Here is a 21,932-nt window from a genome sequence, read left to right on the forward strand (position 1 = left end):
CTACGCCTCCATCATCTTGATGCGCGTCGTGCGCGGCAGGCAGGCAATTGCGTCGAACGTGGCGAGGATGATATCGACGCCACGCGGAAAACGCTGGTTGTTCTGCTTCCATTGCTCGACGAAATGGCGCGGCATTTGCGCCGGCGCGATCGTCGCCGTCTTCTCGATGCCCGGGCCTTCGAGCAGCAGCGCAGCGCCGGAGATGAGATCGCCGACCTCGAGGATCAGCGTCGTGGAGCGATCGGGATAATCCTGGGTGCCTTGCGAAAACCCGTCGAGCGCCATCATCTCGGCCGGCGTGGCGATCAGCGCGAAATGCGCGTCGGCCGGGGTGTTGGCCAGCGGCGCGCCGGTATGGAAGCCAAGCCAGGATTTCACCGCCGACACCTGCAAAGCCGGGTCGAGCCAGAGCGGCGTGTCGTTGTCGCACAGCGCCAGCGCAACGGCGCCGGCGGTGGCCGACAGCGGCGCCGGTGGGTGGGCAAGGGCCGGCAAGGGCTGGACGCTGCCCGGCCGCGCCATCGCGTCCATCACGGCACGGAATACGGTCTGGGCATTGAATACCGGATCGGCGAAGCCGCCTTCAATGGATTGAGCGGCGATATCCATCAGTCTTCTCCGCGCACCATGGTGAAGAAATCGACCTTGGTCGCCGCCGTCTCGGCGCGGCGCTGTTCACGCGCCTTGGCCAGTGCCGCCTGCAATGGCGCAACGATCCTGATCTCGACCTCATTGCGGTGGGCCGGGTCCTGCCACAGCGCATCGGCGATTGCCGCCAGCCTTGCCTTCTGCTTGTCGCGGCCGAGCGCGTAGCAGTGGCCGACATGGCCGGACGCAAGCCGCACCGTGGCACGGGTGACCGTCGCCTCGCCGACATTGAAAGGGGCACCACCGCCGCCGATGCGGCCGCGTACCGTAACCAGGCCGGTTTCGGGGCCACGCAGAAGTTCCGCTTCGCAAGGCAGGCCGGCTTCGTCCCAGAGGCGGACGATGTCGTCGCCGGCCGATTGCGCCAGCGTCGCCATCACGGCCTTGCGCTCGGCCTGCTCTCGCGCTTCCCGTCCTCGCATGGCGGTGCTCCTCGTCTGCGTTCATTTTGTCTATTGATATAGACAACTATACAAATTATATCCATTATCTAGCGCGTGTCCATGACGGGCACGTGACACGGGCCAAAAGATCGGCGCGAGGAATTGGGGCGGGAGATGATCGGACAAGCCAACAGCATCGAGCGGCGCAGCGGTGTCGCGCTGTGGCGGCAGATCGCCGATCAGATCCTGCATTCGATTGCCGTCGGCGATTTTCCCGAAAATGCGGCGCTGCCGCCGGAGATCGCGTTGGCCGGACGCTATGGCGTCAACCGCCACACGGTGCGCAGCGCTATCGCAGCGCTGGTGCAGGAGGGCGTGCTCAGGGCGGAGCAAGGGCGCGGCACCTTCGTGCTGTCGCGCAAGCGGCTGTCTTATCCGATCGGCGCCCGCACCCGCTTTTCCGAGGGATTGCAAGGACAGGCGTCCGAGCGGCATATCACCTTGCTCGCGTCATCGATCGAGCCGGCCAACCGTCGTGTCGCAGAGGGCTTAGGCCTTGCGACGGGGGCCGATGTGATACGCCTGGAAACGCGCGGCGAAGCCGATGGAATGCCGGTGTCTCGTGCGGCCGGCTGGTTCGATGCCAGGCGCTTTGCCGGCATCGATGCCGCCATGGCGGAAACCGGTTCGATCACCGCATCGCTGGCACGTTTCGGCATCGACGACTATCTCAGGCAATCGACTGTGCTGTCGGCGCGCCATGCCGATGCCGCCGACCTTGCGGACCTCGAGCTGCAGCCCGGCGCCATCGTGCTGGTGACGGTCGCCGTCAACGTCACGCCCGACGGTCAGCCGATACAGTTTTCGGAGTCGCGCTTCCCGGCCGAGCGGATCGAGCTCAAATTGTCGGCGCTCTGAGATGCGGCAGCCCTGGCATCATCCGACTTGAATGACGGCCTTGATCAGGCCGGACTTCTCATGCGCCCAGCGGGCGAGGTCGTGCGGCGTCTCGCCAAGCGTGGTGCGGTGGGTGACCAGCTTTGTCAGCGGCAGCGCGCCGTTGCGGATCGAGGCGGCGACATGGTCGAAATCGGCACGCAGGGCGTTGCGGCTGCCGATCAGCATCATCTCGCGCTTGTGGAATTCGGGATCGGAAAAGGCGATGTCGTCCTTGACGACGCTAACCAGGACCAGCGCCCCGCCGTGCGCGACATGGGCGAAGGCCGACTGCACCGACCGGGTGTTGCCGGTGGCATCGAAAACCACGTCGAAGCCGTCGCCGCCGGTTGCTTCCCGCACCAGGTCGGCAGCAGCGCCCCGCGAGCCGTCGAGGGTCGCGAAGCCGAGTTCGCTTTCGGCGAAACCCAACCTCTCCGCACTCATGTCGAGCAGCGTCACGTCGAGCCCGGCGATGCGGGCGAACAGCGCCGTGCCGAGCCCGATCGGGCCGGCACCAATGACCAGTGTGCGCGCACCTGGATCAGCGAGCGAGCGCCGCACGGCATGGGCGCCGATCGCCAGGAATTCGACGGCGGCGGCATCGGCCAGCGACAGGCCGTTTGCCGGATAAAGATTTTGCGCCGGCACCAGGATCTGCTCGCACATGGCGCCGTCGCGGTGGACGCCGAGCACCTCGATCCTGACGCAGCAATTCGGCTTGCCTTGCCGGCAGGCGATGCATTTGCCGCAGGCGAGATAGGGATTGACGATCACCGCTTCGCCGACGGCGAGATCGACGTCCTCACTAACCTCGATCACGGTGCCGGAAACCTCGTGGCCCATGATGCGGGGATAGGCGAGGAACGGGTGCTTGCCTTCGAAGATGTGATAGTCGGTGCCGCAGATGCCGACATGGCTGACGGCGACCAGCGCCCAGCCGGCGGGGGGCGCGCCAGGCGCCGGACGGTCTTCGAGGACAAGTTCGCCGGGCGAGCGGCAGACGACGGCTTTCATGCTTCAATCCAGTCGGTTCATGGCACCGCCGGCCCTGCTGTCGCGAGGCCGGCGGTTATTGGGAGGCAGTCTATTTGCCGCGGCGGCGCAGCCCGTCGAAATAGACGATGACGATGATCAGCACGCCGGTGATGATGCGCTGCCAGAAGGCGTTGACGTTGAGCAGATTGGCGCCGTTGTTGATGGTGGCAAGGATGAAGGCGCCGAGCAGCGGTCCGTGCACGGAGCCGACAGCGCCGAACAGCGAGGTGCCGCCGATCACCGAGGAGGCGATCGCCTGCAATTCCCAGCCCTCGGCCTGTGTCGGATTGCCGATGCCGATGNGATGCCGATGCGCGAGGCAAGCAGCACGCCGACGAAGGCCGCACACAGGCCCGACAGCGTGTAGGCCATGTAGATGGTGCGCTGGACGTTGACGCCTGACAGGCGCGACGCCTCGGCGTTGGAGCCGACCGAGAACAGATAGCGGCCCCAGCGGCTGTGGTGCAGGAAGATGTAGGCTGGGATGCCGACCAGGATCACCATCCAGAACAGATTGGGGACGCCGGCGAAGGAACTGCGCGAGAACGTCTGGAAGGCGTCGTTGTTGATCGAGATCGAGTTGCCATTGGTCATCAACAGACCGATGCCGCGCAGCGAGGTCAGCGTTGCCAGGGTGATGATGAAGGGCGGCAGGCCCATCTTGACGATGCCGAACCCATGGAACATGCCGATGGCGACGCCGACCAGCAAGGTGATCAGGATGGCGAGGAAAACCGGTGTGCCGGCGTTGATCAGCATCGCGACGATGACGGTGGCGAAGCCGACCACGGCGCCGACGGAAAGGTCGATGCCGCCGGTGATGATGACGAAGGTCTGGCCGACCGCCAGGATGGCGATCATCGACCCTTGCCGTAACAGGTTGGAGATGTTGTTGGCGGAGGCGAAGCTCGGCGTCGCCACCGACAGGATGATCCATAAAAGAACCAGCAGCGCCAGCAGTGTCAGCCCGAACAGGGCGTTGTAGTTGCGTTTCGGCCTTTCGGCAGCGATCGCCTCGGTGCTCATATCTTCCCTCCCGGTCTTTCTTGTTTCTCGGCCAGCGCCTGGGTGAGGATCTCCTCGTGATCAGCGGTACGAAACCCATGCGTGGCCACCAGCTTGCCGCGCCGGAACACGTGCAGCGTGTCGGCGAGCTCATAGACCTCGGGCAGGTAGGACGAGATCAGGATGATGCCGGCTCCCTTGGACAACAGCGCGCCGAACAGGCGGTAGATCTCGGCCTTGGTGCCGACATCGACGCCGACAGTCGGCTCATCGAAGATGAATAGCTTGGCGCCGTGGGCGAGCCATTTGCCGATGACGATCTTCTGCTGGTTGCCGCCGGACAGGCTGGAGGCCAGCGCGCCGCGCGTCGGCGTCTTGATGCGCAGGTCGGCGATCTGGCGATCGGCTTGCGCCTTTTCCTGCGCGCGGGAGATCAGCAGATTGCTCGAGATGCGCTTGTAGATCGGCAGATTGAGGTTGAGTCCGACCGGCAGGTTGAGGCAGAGGCCCTGGTCGCGGCGGCTTTCCGGGGCCAGCGCCATGCCGAGCCTGATCGCGTCATGTTCGGAATTGACCTTGACCTCCTTGCCCTCCCACAGGATCTGGCCGGCCGATTTGCGGTGCCGGCCATAGAGCGTGGTGACGAACTCGCTGCGCCCGGCGCCGATCAGGCCATAGAGGCCGACGATCTCGCCGGCACGGACGGACATCGAGACATTTTCGAAACCCTTGCCGGACAGGTTCCTGGTTTCGACGATGGTCGCGCCGGGGGTGAAATGCTCCTTGTGGTAGACCTGCTCGATCGAGCGGTTGATCATCATCTTGACCAGCTCGGCGTCATTGGTCTCGGCAATGTTCCTGGTGCCGACCAGCGTGCCGTCGCGCAGCACCGAGACGCGGTCGGCGAGCTCGAACACTTCTTCCATGCGATGGCTGATGTAGATGATGGTGACGCCTTCGCCCTTCAGCCGGCGGATCAGCGTGAACAGCTGGTCGGCCTCCTTGCGGGTAAGATAGGCGGTCGGCTCGTCGAAGATCAGGAATTTGGTGCCGCGCACGGTGGCGCGGGCGGCGGCGATCAACTGCTGCTGGCCGATGGTCAGGTCACCCAGCATGACATGCGCCGGCAGGTCGAAGCCGAGATCGTCGATGATCTTCTGCGCCTGCCTGATCATCGCCCGCTGCTGCAGGATGCCGAAGCGGGAATCCTCTTCGCCGAGGAACATGTTGGCGGCGACGGTGAGATGGCGGCACAGGACGACTTCCTGATGCACGGCATTGATGCCGAGCGCCATCGCCTCATGCGGCGTTGCCAATGCGGCAGGCTTGCCCTCCCAGATGACGTCGCCGGAGGTGCGCGGCATGACGCCGGTAAGAAGCTTGATCAGGGTGGATTTGCCGGCGCCGTTCTCGCCAACGATGGCGTGGATCTCGCCGGCCTTGAAGGCGAGATCGACCGGCTTCAGCGCATGGGTGCCGGGATAGCGCTTTTCCAGCCCGCGGAGTTCGAGGATGGTCCTGCCCGGTTCCAGCGTTGGGGCCGGATGGAGTTCCTGCGCCGTCGACATCATGACAATCCTCCCAGATTGGCCCCCAAAGATTGGCCTCGCGATTGGCACGAGTGGGATGTTTCCGGGGCGAAAGGCCCCGGAAACAGTTCACTTGCGGCTATGCTCAGTCGAGCTTCGGGTTGAGCAGCGCGTCGATCTTCGGATCCTTCATGTTGGCCTTGGTAACCAAATTGGCGCCGGTATCGACATTGGCCTCGACCTTCTCGCCCTTCGAGGCGGCGAGCGCCGTCTTGATGCCGTCATAGCCCATCCGGTACGGATCCTGAACGACGAGAGCCGAAATGACGCCGTCATTGAGGAACTTGATCAGCTTCTCGTCGCTGTCGAAACCGACCAGCCCGACCTTGCCGGCAAGACTGTTCTCGGCGATCGCCTGACCGACGCCCTGCGCCATGATCAGGTTGGAGGCGAAGATGCCCTTGAGGTTGGGGTTGGCGGTGATCAGGTCGGTGGCGATGTTGAGGCCGGTGGTGGCCTGGCCGTCGGCGTATTTGTCGGCGACCAGCTTGAGGCCGGGATATTTGGCGGCGAGCTGTTCCTTGAAACCCTGGGCGCGCTGTTCGAGCGAGCCGGCACCCGGAAGCGCGGTGATCAGGGCGACGTCGCCCTCGACCTTGCCGCCATTGGCTTCGCCGATGGCTGCGGCAAGGCCGTCAGCGGCGACGCGGCCGCCCTGGATGTTGTCGGTGGTCAGGAACGAGGTGAAGGCCTTGGAGTCGGCGCCGGAGTCGATGCCGATGATCTTGACCTTGGTGGCGGCCTCGTCGATCGGCTTGCCGAGCGCCTTGGCTTCGGTCGGCGCAATGACGACGGCCGCCGGGTTGCCGGCGACGGCATTTTCGAGGATCGAGATCTGGCCGTTGACGTCGGTCTCGGCCTGGGCGCCGAGCTCCGGCACGTTGACGCCGAGATCCTTGCCGGCCTTGCGGGCGCCGGCCAGAACGATCTGCCAGTAGAAGGACGTGGTGTCCTTGACGATGATCGGAATGGTCGCGTCGGCCGCGGATGCCGGCGCCGAATGCATCACGCCGGCAAGCATCGAGGCGGCTGCGAGTGCCACGAAGGCGCGGCGATTGAGAATGCTGGTCACGAATTTCATTAGGAGTCCTCCCTAAGTCGCCCGGTGAATGTTACGGAAGCTCCATTCGGATGGCGCGGCCCAAACGGAACTTTATCAATAAAAAACATTTACCGCATTTTGATAGTGCATCACCTCGGTCGGCGCAAGCGATGTTTGATGGCCGCTCGAATGGCTGGGCGGGAAAGCTTGCTCCCTCGGAACTCCGCTGCCAATCTCCTCCAATACGTCGCATGGAATATTAATTCCATCATCCAGTCAATATGGAATGTTCATTCTTTTTCGGGAGCGTTGGAACTGTGACGCCTGGCGATCACGTCCGGTGTTCGCGACTATTGCGCATGTCCGGCTTAGAGCGTCGCTCCGAGATGCCAAGGCACGAACTCGTTGTCGCCGTAGCCGAACTCTTCGCTCTTGGTCTTGCGGCCCGAAGCCGTCTCGACGATCAGTTCGAAGATCTCGCGGCCCATGCCGGCGATGGTCTTTTCGCCCGAGGCGATGACGCCGCAATTCACGTCCATGTCCTCTTCCATCGTGTGATACATGGTCGAGTTGCTGGCGACCTTAATCGACGGCGTCGGCCGGCAGCCGAAGCAGGAGCCGCGGCCTGTGGTGAAGACGATGACGTTGGCGCCGCCCGCCACCTGGCCGGTGGCCGAGACCGGGTCGTAGCCGGGCGTGTCCATGAACACCAGCCCGTGCCCGATGACCTTTTCGGCATAGCCGAAGACGCCGTTGAGCGGCGTCTGGCCGCCCTTGGCGACCGCGCCGAGCGACTTTTCCAGGATGGTGGTCAGGCCGCCGCGCTTGTTGCCCGGCGAGGGGTTGTTGTCGATGGAAGCGCCATGTTTGGCGACATGGTCTTCCCACCATTTCACGTAACCGTCGAGCTTGGCGGCGATCTCGGGGGTGGCGGCGCGATAGGCGAGCAGGTGCTCGGCGCCGTAGATCTCCGTCGTCTCGGAGAGGATGCCGACACCGCCGACGCCGGCCAAAATGTCGACCGCGGCACCCAGCGCCGGATTGGCGGTAATGCCGGACATACCGTCGGAGCCGCCGCATTGCAGGCCGACGACGATCTCGCTGACCGGGATCGGCTCACGCTGAAGCTTGCCGACCTCCTCGGCGATCTCGGCCAGCACGACCAACGCCTTCTCGACCGATTTGCGCGAGCCGCCGGCTTCCTGGATGTTGAAATGACGTTTTCCCGCGGCAACGCCCTTCTGGCCGTAGAGGGTGAGCTGGTTGACCTCGCAGCCGAGCCCGACCATCAGCACACCACCAAAATTCGGATGACGGGCGTAGCCGGCCAGCGTGCGATGCAGCACCATCATGCCGTCGCCGGTGGCGCTCATGCCGCAGCCCTGGCCGTGGACGATCGGGACGAAGCCGTCGATGCCGGGATATTGCGGCAGAAGCGTGCGGTTCGCCGCGTCAGCGATGGCGTGGCAGACGGTGGCCGAGCAATTGACGCTGGCGAGAATGCCGATGAAGTTGCGCGTGCCGGCGCGGCCGTCGGCGCGGCGGTAGCCCATGAAGGTGCGGGCGCGGTCGGCCTCAGTCGCATGCACTGCCTCGCTCGGCGGCACCACCGGCAAACGCCCGCTTTCGAAGACCAGATTGTGCGAATGGACATGCTCGCCGGGCGCGATGTCTTGCGTGGCGCGGCCGATCGCCTGGGCGTATTTGACCACGGCCTCGCCGGCCGCAATCGGCTTGATCGCCACTTTGTGGCCCGGCTCGATCACTGCGGCGGCGACGGCGCCGCCCGGCAGCACGGTGCCGATCTCGATGCGGCCATTGGCGACCGCGACATTGTCGGCGGGAGACAGAAGAATGCTGTTTGCGGCGTTCACGGGAGCTTCCTGGGTGTGTTCCTGGGTGCGCGAGCGGATTGACACGCGGCTCTTAACATATAATGTCTTTTATCGTGAAAAAACATTTTTGCGTCAATTGTTTTTTCGCCAGAGCGCGACGCGTCTTTTGGATGCGAGAAGTAGGCTCTACAACCAAAACTAGCGTTGCGCATGATGTTTTCCGAAAAGGTACCGGTTTCATGCGCGAGAAACGCTTCACACTGGCCGCAAACGCAGATGCGCCACGGGGCAGGGGATGTCGAAGAGCAACAACGTTTACAAGGACGCCTATAATCGCGGTCTGAGGCTGCTCGACGAAACCAGGAGCCTGCCTTCGGAGCCGGAGCTGGGTACGCTGCTCGGCGTCAGCCGCACGACGGTCCGCACTATCCTTGCGCGCATGGAAGAAACCGGGCTGATCGACTGGAACAAGCGCAGCAAGACGGTCCTGCGCGAACCGCGACCGGACGATTTCTTCCCCGAGGAAGAAACCGACACGCTGGCCGAGATCATCGAGCGCTCCTTCATGCGGCGGCTGCTTGCCAGCGGTGCCGAAGCCGGCATGCAGATCAACGAGCTCGAACTGGCGCGTGAGATCGGCGTCGGCACCACCAGCGTGCGCGAATTCCTGATCCGCTTCTCGCGCTTCGGGCTGATCGAGAAGCGCCGCAACAGCCACTGGGTGCTGAAAGGCTTTACCCGCGCCTTCGCGCTGGAGTTGACCGAAATCCGCGAGATGTTCGAACTGCGCTCGGCCGCAGCCTTTGCCGCTCTGCCCGAGGACAGCCCGGTGTGGACCGACCTCGACCGCCTGGAAGACGAGCATCACCGGCTGGAGCGCGAGATCGCCGTGCGCTTCAACGAATTCTCCGAGCTTGACGAGCGCTTTCACCGGCTGATCCATCGGGCGTCGCACAACCGCTTCATCGTCGATTTCTACGACGTCATCGCCATGATCTTCCACTACCACTACCAGTGGAACAAGGCGCAGGAGCGCGAGCGCAACGAAGTCGCGGTCCAGGAGCATCTCGCCTATATCGCCGCGCTCAAATCGCGCGATCTCGCCAAGGTCGACGCCGCCTGCCGCAAGCACCTGAAATCGGCCCGCCACACGCTGCTGACGTCCATTCCCGAGGGCAGGCAGCCGCAACGCGCGTGATTGTGTTGCGTTGCCGCAGCAACGTTTTGGCGATTTTCCGGCCGCCGGCTCCGTGCTAGAGAGCTGACGTTGCTGCGTGAAGAGGCTGGTTCTTGACCATACGCCGGAGACGATGGAGCATGCCGGTCGCGTTCGCCGCGGCGTGGCTTTTCATGCTCCAGTCGATATTCGGCGCGTTTGCTTCCGGCGTCGCGCCGAACGCCTCGCAATTCGATGCTTTCGGCAACACGATCTGCACCCATGACGGTGCGGCGCAACTCCCCGCCGGCGATCCGCATCAGCAGCACATGCCGGCTTGCTGCATGCTTGGCTGCAATCTCGTTTCGGCGGTCTACGCGCCGCTGGATGCAGCCGGGAGCCTGGCTCGCAGCCTTTCCATCGAAACCATCGCCTTTTTCCTGCCGGCCTTCCGGCATCGCGATTTCGCCCGCGCCCGCACTCCGTCCAATCCGCGTGCACCACCGGCGACGGCCTGATCCGTTCTGGTTCGCGCCGCGCAGCGCTTTGCCGGCGCGTTTATCGACATCGTTCGCGACCGGCAATCGGCGCGATCCCCCTTAAAGTCCACGGAGCAATCATGTCTCACTCTTTTCGCGCTGCCGCATCCAGCCGCAGGCGCTTCGCACTGGGTAGTTTCGAGCAGCGTCTCGGCATCGCCCTTTGCGTTCTTGCCCTCCTGTTCGCCAGCGCCCAGACGGTGTTGGCACACGAGTTCAAGCTTGGCGATCTCGAGATCGGGCACCCCTGGTCGCGCGCCACGCCAGCCGGCGCCAAGGTGGCCGGCGGCTACTTCACCATCACCAACACCGGCAGTGCGCCGGATCGCCTGCTGTCGATCACCTCCGACATTTCGGCCAAGGCCGAACTGCACGAGATGGGCGTCAGCAATGGCGTCATGACCATGCGGCCGGTCACCGGCGGCCTCGAAATCCCGGCTGGCGGCAAGGTCGCGCTGGCGCCTAACGGCTATCATTTGATGTTCATGGATTTGAAGCGGCAGCCCAAGGAGGGCGAAACGTTCTCCGCCACGCTGACCTTCGAGAAAGCCGGGCCCGTGCAGATTGAATTCGCCGTGCAAGGCATCGGCAGCGCGGCGCCCCAGGACGACGACTGACTTGGCCGCTTCGAGAGGTAGCATCATGAAGAAATCTCTTTTGCCCGGCTGCGTGCTTCTTGCCCTCGGGACCAGCGCGGCCTTTGCCCACATCACGCTCGAAACGCCGGAGGCGGCGGTGGGCTCGACCTACAAGGCGGTTCTTCGGGTGCCGCATGGCTGCGAGGGCAAGGCGACGACCGCGCTGCGCGTGCAGATCCCGGAAGGGGTGCTCTCGGTCAAACCGATGCCGAAGCCGGGTTGGACACTGCAGGTCAAGAACGGCAAATACGAAAAGTCCTACCAGCTCTACGGCCAGGCAGTGACCAGCGGCGTCAAGGAGATCGACTGGAGCGCCGGCAGCCTGCCGGACGAGTTCTACGACGAATTCGTCTTTCGCGCGACGCTGGCGTCCGACCTGCCGGCAGGCCAGACGCTGCATTTCCCGGTGGTGCAGGAATGTGACGGGGTTGCCGATCGCTGGATCGAGATTCCGGCGGCCGGGCAGGCTGAGGACGCGCTGGAATTTCCGGCGCCCGGCCTCAAGCTGCTGCCGAAGAAGTGATCCTTACGCGGCGCGCTCTATCCGAAAGAGCGCGCCGCTGTCTTTGTGGCGGTGACATGAGCGCGGCATCGATCCTGCGAACGGCCTGCACAACCGGCCGGCTTGCCATAGGCCTGCTGGCTGCGATTGTGCTGCTTGCCACCATTGCCGCGCCAAACGCAGCCTTCGCCCATGCGGCGCTGATCAAGGCCGAGCCGGCTGACGGTGCGGTGCTGGCGCAGAGCCCGTCGCAGATGTCGCTGACCTTCAGCGAGCCGGTTTCGCCGCTGGTGCTGACGCTGGTGCGGCCCGACGGGACGTCGATCCCGCTGAGCTCTTTCCGGCTCAGCGGCCAGACCGTCGAGATTGACAATCCGCAGGCGCTGACGTCGGGCACGCATGTGCTGAGCTGGCGGGTAATCTCCGCCGACGGGCATCCGGTCGGCGGCTCGGTGCTGTTCTCGGTCGGTGCGCCGAGTGCTGCGCCGGCCGCCTCCGAAGCTGTCGACCGGGCGCTTCGAACGGCGATCTGGATCGGCAAGGTTTTTCTATACATCGGCCTGTTTTTCGGCGTCGGCGGTGCCTTTGCGCAGGCCTGGCTGGCGCAAGGCGGCCGATCCGGCCAGAACATGATCGTCGCCGCGATCCTGTGCGGGCTGGCCGCCGCACTCTTGTCGCTCGGTTTCCAGGGGCTGGATGCACTCGGCGCGCCGCTTGCCCGGCTGGCGCAGCCGGTCATCTGGCAGACCGGGCTTGGCACCAGCTTCGGCTGGACGGTGCTGATCGCGCTGATGGCGCTCGGCCTTGGCCTGCTATCGCTGGTCGTGCCGCCCGCCGACGCAAAGCCGCTGGCCTTGGCCGGACTGGTTGGCGTTGGCGCAGCACTTGCCGCCAGCGGGCATGCCAGTGCCGCCGAGCCGCAATGGCTGACCCGGCCGATGGTGTTTCTGCACGCCACTGGTATCGCCGTCTGGGCCGGGGCGCTGGCGCCGCTCGGTCTTGCCTTGAAACGGCAGCCGGACAAAGCCGGGCCGTTGCTGCGCCGGTTTTCACGAGCGATCCTGTTCGTCGTGGCGGTGCTTGCGGCAGCCGGCATCGTGCTCACCGTCATCCAGGTGCAAACGACGTCGGTGCTGGTCCATACCGCTTACGGCCGGCTGCTGCTGCTCAAGCTGGTGCTGCTCGTCTTTCTGTTCACACTCGCCGCCGTCAATCGCTTCAAGCTTACGGCCCCGGCTGAGGCGGGCGAAACAGAAGTCCAGCGGCGGCTGGCCCGCTCGATCGCCATCGAGCTGCTGATCGTGCTGGCGATCTTCGGCGTTGCCGCCGGCTGGCGCTTCACGCCGCCGCCGCGCGCGCTGGCGATCGCCGCGGCACAGCCGGCGTCGGTGCATATCCACACGCTGCAAGCGATGGCCGACCTCAGCATTGCGCCCGGCCATGCCGGAGCTGTTGCCGCTTCGATCTTCATCATGACCGGCGATTTCGGCCCGCTCGACGCCAAGCAGGTAACGCTGGTGCTGTCAAAGCCCGATTCCGGCATCGAACCCATCAAGCGCCCGGCGACGAAGCCCGGCGACGGTACCTGGCGCGTCGACGATCTCGTCATCCCGGTCGCCGGCCGGTGGACGGCGCGGCTCGACATCCTGGTCTCGGATTTCGAGATGGTGAAGATAGAGGCGCCGATCGACATCAGGCCGTGAAGACGGCGCTGGTCCGCGCAACACAATTCGGCGAGGCGGTTGACGCGGCCGCGAACCCCCGTCAATCATCGCCATCAAGAACGGGCGTCCAACCCAATCGCGGGCTCAAACCAACAAGATCCGAAAGCAGGGAAGAAACGATGGAAAAAGCCGAAATAGGCCTGATCGGCCTTGGCACGATGGGCTCCAACCTGGCGCTCAATATCGCCGAGAAGGGGCACCGCATCGCCGTCTTCAATCGCACCGCGGCGCGCACCGATGCCTTTGTCGAAAATGCCGGCGCGCTTCGGGATAGGGTGGTGCCCTGCTACAGCCTCGAAGAACTGGCCGCCGCGATCCGGCCGCCGCGGCCGATCATCATCATGGTGCTGGCCGGCAAGCCGGTCGACGAGCAGATCGCGGCATTGCGCGGCGTGCTGTCGGCCAACGACATCGTCATCGACGCCGGCAATGCCAATTTCCGCGATACGATGCGGCGCTTCTCCGAGCTTACCGATTCGGGCCTGACCTTCATCGGCATGGGCGTGTCCGGCGGCGAGGAGGGCGCACGCCACGGTCCCTCTATCATGGTCGGCGGCACCGAAGAGTCCTGGAAGCGCGTCGAAAAGGTGCTGACCGCGATCTCGGCCAAGTTCAAGGGCGAGCCTTGCGCGGCGTGGCTTGGCACCGACGGCGCCGGCCATTTCGTCAAGACCATCCACAACGGCATCGAATATGCCGACATGCAGATGATCGCCGAGATCTACGGCATATTGCGCGACGGGCTCGGCATGGGGCCGAAAGAGATCGCTGAGGTGTTTTCGCAGTGGAACACGGGCCGGCTCAACTCGTACCTGATCGAGATCACCGCCAAGGTGCTGGCCGCCGACGATCCCAAGACCGGCAAACCGGTGGTCGACATCATCCTCGACCGCGCCGGCCAGAAAGGCACCGGCAAATGGTCGGTGATCGAGGCGCAGCAGCTCGGCATTCCGGCCACCGCGATCGAGGCGGCTGTGGCGGCACGCGTACTGTCGTCGATCAAGGACGAGCGGCTTGCCGCCGAAAAGGTCTATGGCGGCGGCGTGAGCAAGATTTCCGGAGACAGGGACGCCCTGCTCGCCGATCTCGAGCTGGCTCTGTTTGCCGGCAAGATCGCCGCCTACGCGCAAGGCTTCGCGGTGATGAGCGGCGCGTCGAAGGAATTCAACTGGAACCTGCCGATGCCGGTCATCGCCAAGATCTGGCGGGCCGGCTGCATCATCCGCTCGCAATTGCTGGATACGATGGCGGAGGCCTTCGGCGGCGGCGGCGCGGCCACCAACCTGTTGATGGCGCCGGCTTTCGTTTCATTGATGCAGGAGGCACATCCGTCGCTTCGCCGTGTCGTCGCAAGGGCGGCCGAAGCCGGCTCGCCGGTGCCGGCCCTGTCATCTGCACTTGCCTATTTCGACAGTTACCGGCAGGGCCGCGGCACTTCGAACCTGATCCAGGCGCAGCGCGATTTCTTCGGCGCGCACGGCTTCGAGCGCATCGATGGGCAGGGTGCTTTCCATGGCCCGTGGGGGAGTGGGGCGGCGGGTTAGCGCCGCGACTTGGACCTAGAGCCCAATTTTGTGGTTGTCAGAAGGCAGATATCTCCAGCCACCAACTGGGTGTCGGTTCGCGCCAGGAACCTGCTATGCCGGTAGAGACGATTGACGGTCTCATCGGTATCGGCGGAGCCGCGAATCTGTGGTAAGGCGCCGCTCAACCAACCAAAGGACGACACCTGTGAGCGAACCGACCGTGGCCCAGGCGACCGAAAGTATCTATGCCTCGCTGCGGGCGGACAATGCCGACATCGACGCACATATCGCGACGCTTAAAGCGGCACTGACACGAGAAGGGATAAAACAGGCGGTGTTCGATCCGATCAAGTTGGCGCAGAACAACCGCTCGGGGCGCAAGTTGATGCAGGCCTATTTTCGGCAGCGCGGCGTGAGCGTGAGGTTTTCGGACTAGTAGAGCCGCGCTCGGGTGATCTCAAGCGCGCCGTTGGGAGTTCTCGGGCCGGTCCGGCGGTTCGCCATCTGGACGTCGGGACTGCGCCGCATGTCGGCCGTTGAACTCAGCTGTCCCACCCTGTGAAAGCGGACATTGCCAACTACCGCGCTGGAGCTCGCGATCGTGCCTCATGACGGATACTGGGATCAGCTTGACCATTGCGTGGAAGCCTAGCTCGTCAGCCACGCCGCTGGAGGGCGCGACGCGTCGAGAGCGCAGACGATCCGGGCCTCAAAGATTGTTGCGACGTCCGATAGCGGTATTATTAGTGGAGAAATCAATCTTCGGATCGCGAAGAAAGTTTTTAAGGCTTTGCTATCAGGCCTGTGTTCCGCTCAGCCACATGCCGGTGGATTCAATGTGGTCTCCTAGCGGCCGGCGATTCTGAGATTTGCTTAGAATAAAGCGCCCGGCCTCTCTCGATCTCGCCGAGCCTTGACTGCTCGCCTATCCTCAAATGCTGGGAATGCGCTATGGATGTCGTCATGAGACAGTCGCCTGGCAATCTGAGTACCGAAGCGCGCATCTACGCGAAAAATCTCGCTTACGAGATTGCTCGACGAGAGAGGATAGGCGCGCCTATGCTCGATCCCGGCGGCAAGGCGACGACGTGGCGCGATGCGCAAGTAGCGCTGCGTCACGCGTTCATGGATGAAGGATCGCCGCCGCGACGGGTAAAGCTTCTTGATGCCGCCGCTGCTCGTATGGAGCGCCTCTCTCCCTCTGATCGTGGTTTTCGCATAGCGCTATTTTCGGAAGGCAGCCGGCAGGCATCGATATTCGATCTGCGCATGCTGGTGCATGGCAGCCATCCGCTTGAAGGGCTGGAGCACGAAAGAGGAGTAACTGCGCTATGCGCCACCTTCACAACGAAGCGCAGCAAGCGCGACGCTTTTAATGTCGTCCCATCTGTTTACCTTTCCGATCACACCATCGGGCGCCTACGCGAGCGTTCTGAGCAATGGAGTACCCCCGAGGCTGGGTTAGCTGCTCTGCATATCGCGACCGTTGCTGCCGATCTTGCGCGTCCTGACCATCGGTTGAGTTTCTTGAAGATGTCTTCGCTGTCCTGCGCTATCGATGGAGGTATCCTTACGGGAGCGATGCGACGCAGCCCCGTCGACCATGGGACCATTCCCCTATGGGACGTGCGCACGCTGCTCGATGACGATTTCAAACTCAATCCGGCGACTGTTCAGCAGGCCAGTCAGGTCGCCGAGCTTGTCACTCGCGTCCTAGTAGGTGGCGAGAACTGGATGACGATCAGCCTTCAATCGAGGAACAGTGACGCGATCGATTTCGTTGAGCCGCACGAGGATCACGTCACAGCGACGCTGCGCGCTCGAATGGGAGCCAAGCACTGACGCGCGGTGGGCGGCGAATGAAAGACCATCCTCGGTTCTCCGGATGACAATGCTAGCCGCGCCGGCAGCGCAGAGGGCATGGGTGGCCTGTCGACAGCTGACCTCCACGTACCGCTGCCAACCGAACTTGACTTGAAGAGGGTGGCGGTCATGCTCGTCGTGCCGAACGGGGGGATTCCTGTGCAGCTACCGAGATAGGGTCGGGATCTGAATGTCAGCTTCTCACTCTAATAGATGCCGTAGACGCGGCCGGAAGCGGGCGTTCTAAGTGCCCGTGACGAATGGCAGCTATCCCACCGTCGGTGCCTGAAAGCGGACAGTCTGGAATCGGCCCTATATCCGCGACGGGAAATCATTTCCCACGTGGAAGCATCCTGGACGACGTCTACGGCACCTATTGGGTGGGAAACAGACGGGCAGCTTTTGGATAAGATCACCGAAGCAGACAGCTACCAACTATCTCGTTGGTGGCCGGAACAACCCGGCAGCTTTTAGTGCGGCAGGCGGCAATAGCTGGCGTCCGGGACCTTTCCCGCTTGTCACCGCGGTCGAGCTGCGGGTCGATGCTCCTGCGGGTGAGCAGGCATGAGCTTCGACCTCTACGCTGTGGTGAAATTCTTTGGATCTGTGGGGAAGTCGGACTGCCGGATGATGACGTAGGAAGTTGCTTGCTATACTACCAGTGCGATCTATTGGTCTTGTTGGAGTTAAAATGACCGTTTCGCCTCAAGGGATGAGCATTCAAGCCTTGTATCGGCTCTATCGGGACCAGAGTCTGCTGGTGAACCGTCAGTATCAGCGCAAGCTGGTCTGGACCGTCTCTGAGAAGCAACGGCTAATCGACAGTCTTCTCAAAGATTATCCATTGCCGCTGTTCTTGCTCGCCGAAATCACCAGCGCAGACGGGCAAACCGTGATGGAAATCATCGACGGTATGCAGCGGTTGAACGCCATTTTTAGCTACATCGAGCATGGGTTCACTTGGGAAGATAAAGCGTTCGATATTGAGGAATTTGCTCGGGCCCGGCAGGCGGCAGAAGCAGGGCTTTTTGTGTCCTTTGGCGGCGACGTGAAGCGATTAGATGCCAAGTCCTGTGCCAATTTGCTGGACTATCAGCTGGCCGTAACAGTGTTTCCTGGTGAACAGCCGGAGCGCATCACCCAAGTTTTCGGCCGAATCAATTCCGGGGGCAAGCAGCTCAGCGACCAGGAACGGCGCCAGGCCGGCGTTCTCACCCCATTTGCCGAGACCATCAGGACCTTGGCAGCAGAAATTCGTGGTGACGTATCTCGGGAGACCCTTCTCCTCAGCCAGATGCCTGAGATCAGCATTGAGACCAGCCGTAACCCCCACGGATACAAGCTGAAAGCTGAGGACATTTTCTGGTGCTACCAAGGCATCCTTCGCACAGGTGACCTGCGTGATAGCGATGATGAGCAGGTTTTAGCTGACATCTGTGCGTCCATTTTGTTCGAAGAGCCGGTTGAGGCCTCAGGAGATTTCCTGGACAAGCTTTATACCCCGGGGACCACGCAGCACACGGACGTCAACACTCGTTTGAACGCTCATGGTCGAGAGACATTAATCCTTCAGGTGAAGACGGTCTTTTCGATAATCCGAAAGACGCTGGAAGACTCGTCCGTGGAGCGCTTTTTCTTTCGCTCGACGGTATATCCAAAGCCGACTTCGAATGCACAGAAGTCCCCGTTTTTCGCTGTGTTCATGGCATTTTACGAGCTTATCTTCAGAGAGGGTATGACCCCATCGAACGGGGATGCGATCGTGAAGTCTTTGAATAATCTCACTGATCGAATTAAAGTCGGGCAGAAGCACATCAAGTCGGAAGACCGCAAAGAAAACGTCGCTGTCGTCAATGGCCTCATCCGTGGCTCCTTCGTGAAGGCAGACGTGGCGGCCCTAACGCACGGCCCGGGGATGCTTTTCGATTTTGAGAATTCCATTCGCAGGTCGAAGACCGAGACACCCCGTTATGAATTCAAACAGGGGATTCTGCGACTCGACAACACCCGTGACATCGACGAGGCCTTGCTTGGATCACTGGTAGAAACCATGTGTGCGATAGCCAATATCGGGCCCGGCGCCGATGGCTATCTCTTCCTCGGCATTGCCGACAAACCGAAAGATGCCGAGCGGGTCAAAGAGCTCGATCATATCGAGCCCGTTAATTTTGAGCATGTTCAAATCGTCGGTATCGACCGTGAGGCAAAAGTATTGGGCCTTCAGCTCGATCGGTATATTCGAAAAGTGGAGGACGCCATTTCCAATTCAGGTATGGTCGATCCGCTCAAAACCCAAATCCTGAGTTCAATGGATGTCGTGACATTTAAGGGGCACTCCGTTCTTCGAGTGCGCATACCGAAACAAACGACGGTGTCATTTGTAAAGGACGCATGCTTCGTTCGAAATGGCACAGGGACTCACGCGGCAACGGGGCCGCAGATCGCTGCAGTTGCCAAGCTTTTCATGTAGGCAGGGTTGTTTGAGGCTATGGACGGCAGCTGCGCAACGCTTCCTTAGAAAGCGCTGAGACGTCTCAACCAGCGATGTCAGATGGAAAACTGCTAATGCGCAGCCTGTGTCAATTTTGAACGGCGGCTTTCAGGTCAGGTATCGCGCATCGCGTGCGTCCCAAAATGAGGTCGGTGGCCGAACGGCGGCTTATCACCGAAATCTTCTAAAACCGGACGGTCCGGAATCGGCCCCAAGGTGCCAGTCAGGAGCGCGCATTTTGCAGCCAAGTGGAGTCATTTGGCGTCGCAGAAATGCGGTTAAGACAAATAGATGGAGCGGGATGCCCAGTTCAATTTGAACGTATCCCGCTCACGCCGGGCGGCGATAGGCCTGCACTTCGCCCGGCTCGCTCAGGCTTTGCAGGGTGCCGGGTGCGGCGCCGCCGATCCAGCCCAGCACCGAGCGGGCGAGTTCGGCGCCGGCCAGTCGGAAGTTCTCGTTGACGACCAGCAATTCGCTGCGAAACAGGTGCAGAAGCTCCGACGATTGTTTGGACACCACATCGACATCGCGGCCAAGCTTGAGGCCGGCGTCTTCGATGCCGGCGACGATGGCGAGCGTCGCGGCGGCGGCGCTGCTGATGAAACCGTCGGGGCGGCTTTCGCGGCGCATCAGCTGTGCGGTCCGCATTCTGATCTGCTCGATCGAATGATCGATCGAAACGGTGTTGAACGGAATCTCGCTGGCGCCGACCTCGCTCAGCGCATCGGCAAAGCCTGCGAGCGTGTGGCCGTGATAGGTCAGCTCGACCGGCGGCGCCAACAGAGCCAGGCGGCGGCGGCCGAGGCCGGCCAGATGGCGCACTGCCTCGGCTGCGAAAGCGTAATTGTCGAAATCATGGTAGGGATGGATCAGCCCCATATCGGTGCGGCCATGCGTGGCAAAGGGGATGCCGCGCTCCAGCATATAACGGGCCCTCGGATCGTTCGGCTGCGTGCGCGAAATGATGACGCCGTCGGCTGAACCGGTTTCCACGAGGTAGCGGATCGGGTCGAGCGGATCCTGCGAGCGCGAGTAGGGTGTCACGATCAAATGGTAGGGCGTGTCGGCAATGACTTCGGAAACGCCGTAGATGATATCCGAGACAAAGCTCATGATCTCGTGCTCGGTGTTGAGCACAAGGCTGATGACATTGGTCTTGCCGGTGCGCAGGCGGACGCCGGCACGGTTGGGCCGATAACCGATCTGCTTGGCGACAAGCTGGACGCGCCGCCTGGTCTCGGCGCCGATCTCGGGCGCATCCTTCAGCGCGCGCGACACGGTGGTGACGCCCAGCCCGGTCATGAAGGCGAGCGTCTTCAGTGTCGGCCGGCCCGGGCCCGACGCTTCGTCGGCCTTCTCTTTTTGATGCCTGTTCATTCGTCCCGCCCCGTCAGGCGCATAGCAGTTGCCGGGCAGGCCGGCAATCGGCGGGCCGCGGGTACGCCGCGGGCCTTCACCGAATGAGACCGCTATATACTGAAACGTTACAGATTGTCACTGCCGTGGCGATATCACTGGTGACAGGCGCAAAACGAGCGGCACTCCGGTCGGCGCAAAAAACAGCGACAGAAGGGGCTTTTCCGGTTTTCTGGCGTCGCAGCATCAACTTTTTGCAGTGCAACCTCTCCAGTTGCGGTGCGGTAGGTCGGCGAGCCGCGCGATTTTATTCGCGCTTCGAAAAAATTTGATGCCGGATTTGCCTGAGGGGTTGCGCGTCCGAAGCAATTGCCGTATCGAAAATCTGTAACGTTTCAGATTCTGGGAGGAACGAAATGCGATACCAACTCATGACTGCTGCGCTGGCAGTGACGACCGCGCTGCAATTTGCCGGCCCGGCGGCCGCGACGGATCTGGAAGTCACCCATTGGTGGACCTCCGGCGGCGAGGCGGCAGCGGTCGCCGAACTCGCCAAGGCTTTCGACGCAACCGGCAATCACTGGGTTGACGGCGCCATCGCCGGCTCCGGCGGCACGGCGCGGCCGATCATGATCAGCCGCATCACCGGCGGCGACCCGATGGGCGCGACCCAGTTCAATCACGGCCGGCAGGCGGAAGAATTGGTGCAGGCCGGGCTGATGCGCGACCTCACCGATCTCGCCACCAAGGAAAAGTGGACGGAAATCGTGCAGCCGAAGAGCCTGCTCGACGGCTGTACCCTCGACGGCAAGATCTATTGCGTGCCGGTCAATATCCACTCCTGGCAGTGGCTGTGGCTGTCGAACGCGGCCTTCGAAAAAGCCGGCGTGCCGGTGCCGAAGAACTGGAATGAATATGTCGCTGCGGCGCCCGCGCTTGAAAAAGCAGGCATCCAGCCGCTAGCGGTCGGCGGCCAGCCCTGGCAGGCCTCCGGCGCTTTCGACGTGCTGCTTGCGGCGGTCGGCGGCACCGACGCCTTCCTCAAGGTCTACAAGGACAAGGACGCGGAATTCGCCGCCGGGCCCGAGGTCGCCAAGGTCTTCAAGGCCGCGGACGATGCCCGCAAGATGGCCAAGAACACCAATGTGCAGGACTGGAACCAGGCCACCAATCTGGTCATCACCGGCAAGGCGGGCGGCCAGATCATGGGTGACTGGGCGCAGGGCGAGTTCCAGGTTGCCGGCCAGACCGCCGGCAAGGACTATACTTGCCTTCCGGGCCTCGGTCTCAACGAGGTCATCGCCACCGGCGGCGACGCTTTCTACTTCCCGCTGCTGAAGGATCCCGAAAAATCGAAGGCACAGGAAGTGCTGGCCCACACGCTGCTCGATCCCAAGACACAGGTCGCCTTCAATCTCAAGAAAGGCTCGCTGCCGGTGCGCGGCGACGTCGACCTCAAGGCGGCGAACGACTGCATGAAGAAGGGGCTCGAAATTCTCGCCAAGGGCAATGTCATGCCGTGGACCGACCAGCTGCTTTCGCAGGATACGCAGAAGCAGAAGGAGGATCTGTTCTCCGAGTTCTTCGCCAAGCAGGACATGACCGTGGAAGATGCGCAGAAGCGCTTCGCCGCCATTGTCGGTTCGGCCGATTGAGCG

18 protein-coding genes and 1 pseudogene are annotated in these 21,932 nt (G+C 62.6%); 11 read left to right on the forward strand and 8 right to left on the reverse strand.

The window, feature by feature from the left end:
• Window positions 1-609: a phosphonate C-P lyase system protein PhnH gene (gene phnH / locus X773_RS46615; protein WP_023675203.1), complete on the reverse strand. Its 609-nt coding sequence runs from the start codon at window positions 607-609 to the stop codon at window positions 1-3.
• Window positions 609-1,070 (reverse strand): phosphonate C-P lyase system protein PhnG, encoded by a 462-nt coding sequence (gene phnG / locus X773_RS46620; protein ID WP_023675204.1) that lies wholly within the window; start codon window positions 1,068-1,070, stop codon window positions 609-611. The genes phnH and phnG overlap by 1 nt, the downstream gene beginning before the upstream one ends.
• Window positions 1,071-1,205: 135 nt before the next feature.
• Here phnG and phnF point away from each other — a divergent pair, with 135 nt between their 5' ends.
• Window positions 1,206-1,949 carry a phosphonate metabolism transcriptional regulator PhnF gene (phnF, locus tag X773_RS46625; RefSeq protein ID WP_023675205.1) on the forward strand — a complete coding sequence of 248 codons (744 nt, stop codon included), beginning with the start codon at window positions 1,206-1,208 and terminating at the stop codon, window positions 1,947-1,949.
• Between the two features lie 18 nt (window positions 1,950-1,967).
• Here the strand turns inward: phnF and X773_RS46630 are convergent, their stop codons facing one another.
• From X773_RS46630 to X773_RS46650, 5 genes and pseudogenes are all read right to left on the reverse strand, one after another.
• Window positions 1,968-2,984, reverse strand: a complete 1,017-nt coding sequence (locus tag X773_RS46630; RefSeq protein ID WP_023675206.1) for a zinc-binding alcohol dehydrogenase family protein — start codon at window positions 2,982-2,984, stop codon at window positions 1,968-1,970.
• A 70-nt stretch (window positions 2,985-3,054) separates the two neighbouring features.
• Window positions 3,055-4,031 (reverse strand): annotated as a pseudogene (locus X773_RS46635) (ABC transporter permease).
• Complete coding sequence (locus X773_RS46640) at window positions 4,028-5,581, reverse strand: sugar ABC transporter ATP-binding protein (RefSeq protein ID WP_023675207.1); 1,554 nt, start codon at window positions 5,579-5,581, stop codon at window positions 4,028-4,030. Before X773_RS46640 ends, X773_RS46635 begins: the two are co-directional and overlap by 4 nt.
• A gap of 103 nt (window positions 5,582-5,684) precedes the next feature.
• Complete coding sequence (locus tag X773_RS46645) at window positions 5,685-6,680, reverse strand: ABC transporter substrate-binding protein (protein ID WP_023675208.1); 996 nt, start codon at window positions 6,678-6,680, stop codon at window positions 5,685-5,687.
• A 329-nt stretch (window positions 6,681-7,009) separates the two neighbouring features.
• Entirely contained in the window at window positions 7,010-8,515 is a 1,506-nt protein-coding gene (locus X773_RS46650; RefSeq protein WP_023675209.1) for an altronate dehydratase family protein, read from the reverse strand.
• Between the two features lie 256 nt (window positions 8,516-8,771).
• Here X773_RS46650 and X773_RS46655 point away from each other — a divergent pair, with 256 nt between their 5' ends.
• The 9 genes from X773_RS46655 (at window position 8,772) to X773_RS46695 (ending at window position 18,894) form a co-directional block, all read left to right on the forward strand.
• Entirely contained in the window at window positions 8,772-9,674 is a 903-nt protein-coding gene (locus X773_RS46655; protein ID WP_023675210.1) for a GntR family transcriptional regulator, read from the forward strand.
• A gap of 119 nt (window positions 9,675-9,793) precedes the next feature.
• Window positions 9,794-10,150 carry a DUF2946 family protein gene (locus X773_RS46660; protein WP_023675211.1) on the forward strand — a complete coding sequence of 119 codons (357 nt, stop codon included), beginning with the start codon at window positions 9,794-9,796 and terminating at the stop codon, window positions 10,148-10,150.
• A 101-nt stretch (window positions 10,151-10,251) separates the two neighbouring features.
• Window positions 10,252-10,788: a copper chaperone PCu(A)C gene (locus X773_RS46665; protein WP_023675212.1), complete on the forward strand. Its 537-nt coding sequence runs from the start codon at window positions 10,252-10,254 to the stop codon at window positions 10,786-10,788.
• A 25-nt stretch (window positions 10,789-10,813) separates the two neighbouring features.
• Window positions 10,814-11,332, forward strand: coding sequence for a YcnI family protein (locus tag X773_RS46670; protein WP_023675213.1), 519 nt, complete (start codon window positions 10,814-10,816; stop codon window positions 11,330-11,332).
• A 56-nt stretch (window positions 11,333-11,388) separates the two neighbouring features.
• Window positions 11,389-13,014, forward strand: a complete 1,626-nt coding sequence (locus tag X773_RS46675) for a copper resistance CopC/CopD family protein (protein ID WP_023675214.1) — start codon at window positions 11,389-11,391, stop codon at window positions 13,012-13,014.
• A 140-nt stretch (window positions 13,015-13,154) separates the two neighbouring features.
• A complete protein-coding gene (gene gndA / locus X773_RS46680) occupies window positions 13,155-14,579 on the forward strand; it encodes an NADP-dependent phosphogluconate dehydrogenase (RefSeq protein WP_023675215.1) in 1,425 nt (474 codons plus the stop codon).
• 187 nt (window positions 14,580-14,766) lie between these two features.
• Window positions 14,767-14,997, forward strand: a complete 231-nt coding sequence (locus X773_RS46685; protein WP_023675216.1) for a hypothetical protein — start codon at window positions 14,767-14,769, stop codon at window positions 14,995-14,997.
• 515 nt (window positions 14,998-15,512) lie between these two features.
• Window positions 15,513-16,403, forward strand: a complete 891-nt coding sequence (locus tag X773_RS46690) for a hypothetical protein (RefSeq protein WP_023675217.1) — start codon at window positions 15,513-15,515, stop codon at window positions 16,401-16,403.
• A 712-nt stretch (window positions 16,404-17,115) separates the two neighbouring features.
• Window positions 17,116-18,894, forward strand: coding sequence for a DUF262 domain-containing protein (locus X773_RS46695; protein ID WP_031211344.1), 1,779 nt, complete (start codon window positions 17,116-17,118; stop codon window positions 18,892-18,894).
• 351 nt (window positions 18,895-19,245) lie between these two features.
• On the opposite strand, the gene X773_RS46700 is transcribed toward X773_RS46695, so the two are convergent.
• Window positions 19,246-20,295: a LacI family transcriptional regulator gene (locus X773_RS46700; protein ID WP_023675219.1), complete on the reverse strand. Its 1,050-nt coding sequence runs from the start codon at window positions 20,293-20,295 to the stop codon at window positions 19,246-19,248.
• A 395-nt stretch (window positions 20,296-20,690) separates the two neighbouring features.
• On the opposite strand from X773_RS46700, the gene X773_RS46705 reads away from it, so the two are divergent.
• Window positions 20,691-21,929: an ABC transporter substrate-binding protein gene (locus tag X773_RS46705; RefSeq protein WP_023675220.1), complete on the forward strand. Its 1,239-nt coding sequence runs from the start codon at window positions 20,691-20,693 to the stop codon at window positions 21,927-21,929.
• Window positions 21,930-21,932 lie beyond the last annotated feature (3 nt).

It is taken from the genome of Mesorhizobium sp. LSJC280B00, assembly GCF_000502835.1.
GTDB lineage: Bacteria > Pseudomonadota > Alphaproteobacteria > Rhizobiales > Rhizobiaceae > Mesorhizobium.

What these genes read in the sequence shown, in the direction of transcription:
- gndA (WP_023675215.1), top strand. Translation starts at nt 13,155, where the DNA reads ATGGAAAAAGCCGAAATAGGCCTGATCGGCCTTGGCACGATGGGCTCC.
- X773_RS46655 (WP_023675210.1), top strand. Translation starts at nt 8,772, where the DNA reads ATGTCGAAGAGCAACAACGTTTACAAGGACGCCTATAATCGCGGTCTG.
- X773_RS46675 (WP_023675214.1), top strand. Translation starts at nt 11,389, where the DNA reads ATGAGCGCGGCATCGATCCTGCGAACGGCCTGCACAACCGGCCGGCTT.
- X773_RS46705 (WP_023675220.1), top strand. Translation starts at nt 20,691, where the DNA reads ATGCGATACCAACTCATGACTGCTGCGCTGGCAGTGACGACCGCGCTG.
- X773_RS46640 (WP_023675207.1), bottom strand. Translation starts at nt 5,581, where the DNA reads ATGATGTCGACGGCGCAGGAACTCCATCCGGCCCCAACGCTGGAACCG.
- X773_RS46670 (WP_023675213.1), top strand. Translation starts at nt 10,814, where the DNA reads ATGAAGAAATCTCTTTTGCCCGGCTGCGTGCTTCTTGCCCTCGGGACC.
- X773_RS46695 (WP_031211344.1), top strand. Translation starts at nt 17,116, where the DNA reads ATGACCGTTTCGCCTCAAGGGATGAGCATTCAAGCCTTGTATCGGCTC.
- phnF (WP_023675205.1), top strand. Translation starts at nt 1,206, where the DNA reads ATGATCGGACAAGCCAACAGCATCGAGCGGCGCAGCGGTGTCGCGCTG.
- phnG (WP_023675204.1), bottom strand. Translation starts at nt 1,070, where the DNA reads ATGCGAGGACGGGAAGCGCGAGAGCAGGCCGAGCGCAAGGCCGTGATG.
- X773_RS46700 (WP_023675219.1), bottom strand. Translation starts at nt 20,295, where the DNA reads ATGAACAGGCATCAAAAAGAGAAGGCCGACGAAGCGTCGGGCCCGGGC.
- X773_RS46660 (WP_023675211.1), top strand. Translation starts at nt 9,794, where the DNA reads ATGCCGGTCGCGTTCGCCGCGGCGTGGCTTTTCATGCTCCAGTCGATA.
- X773_RS46665 (WP_023675212.1), top strand. Translation starts at nt 10,252, where the DNA reads ATGTCTCACTCTTTTCGCGCTGCCGCATCCAGCCGCAGGCGCTTCGCA.
- phnH (WP_023675203.1), bottom strand. Translation starts at nt 609, where the DNA reads ATGGATATCGCCGCTCAATCCATTGAAGGCGGCTTCGCCGATCCGGTA.
- X773_RS46630 (WP_023675206.1), bottom strand. Translation starts at nt 2,984, where the DNA reads ATGAAAGCCGTCGTCTGCCGCTCGCCCGGCGAACTTGTCCTCGAAGAC.
- X773_RS46690 (WP_023675217.1), top strand. Translation starts at nt 15,513, where the DNA reads ATGGATGTCGTCATGAGACAGTCGCCTGGCAATCTGAGTACCGAAGCG.
- X773_RS46645 (WP_023675208.1), bottom strand. Translation starts at nt 6,680, where the DNA reads ATGAAATTCGTGACCAGCATTCTCAATCGCCGCGCCTTCGTGGCACTC.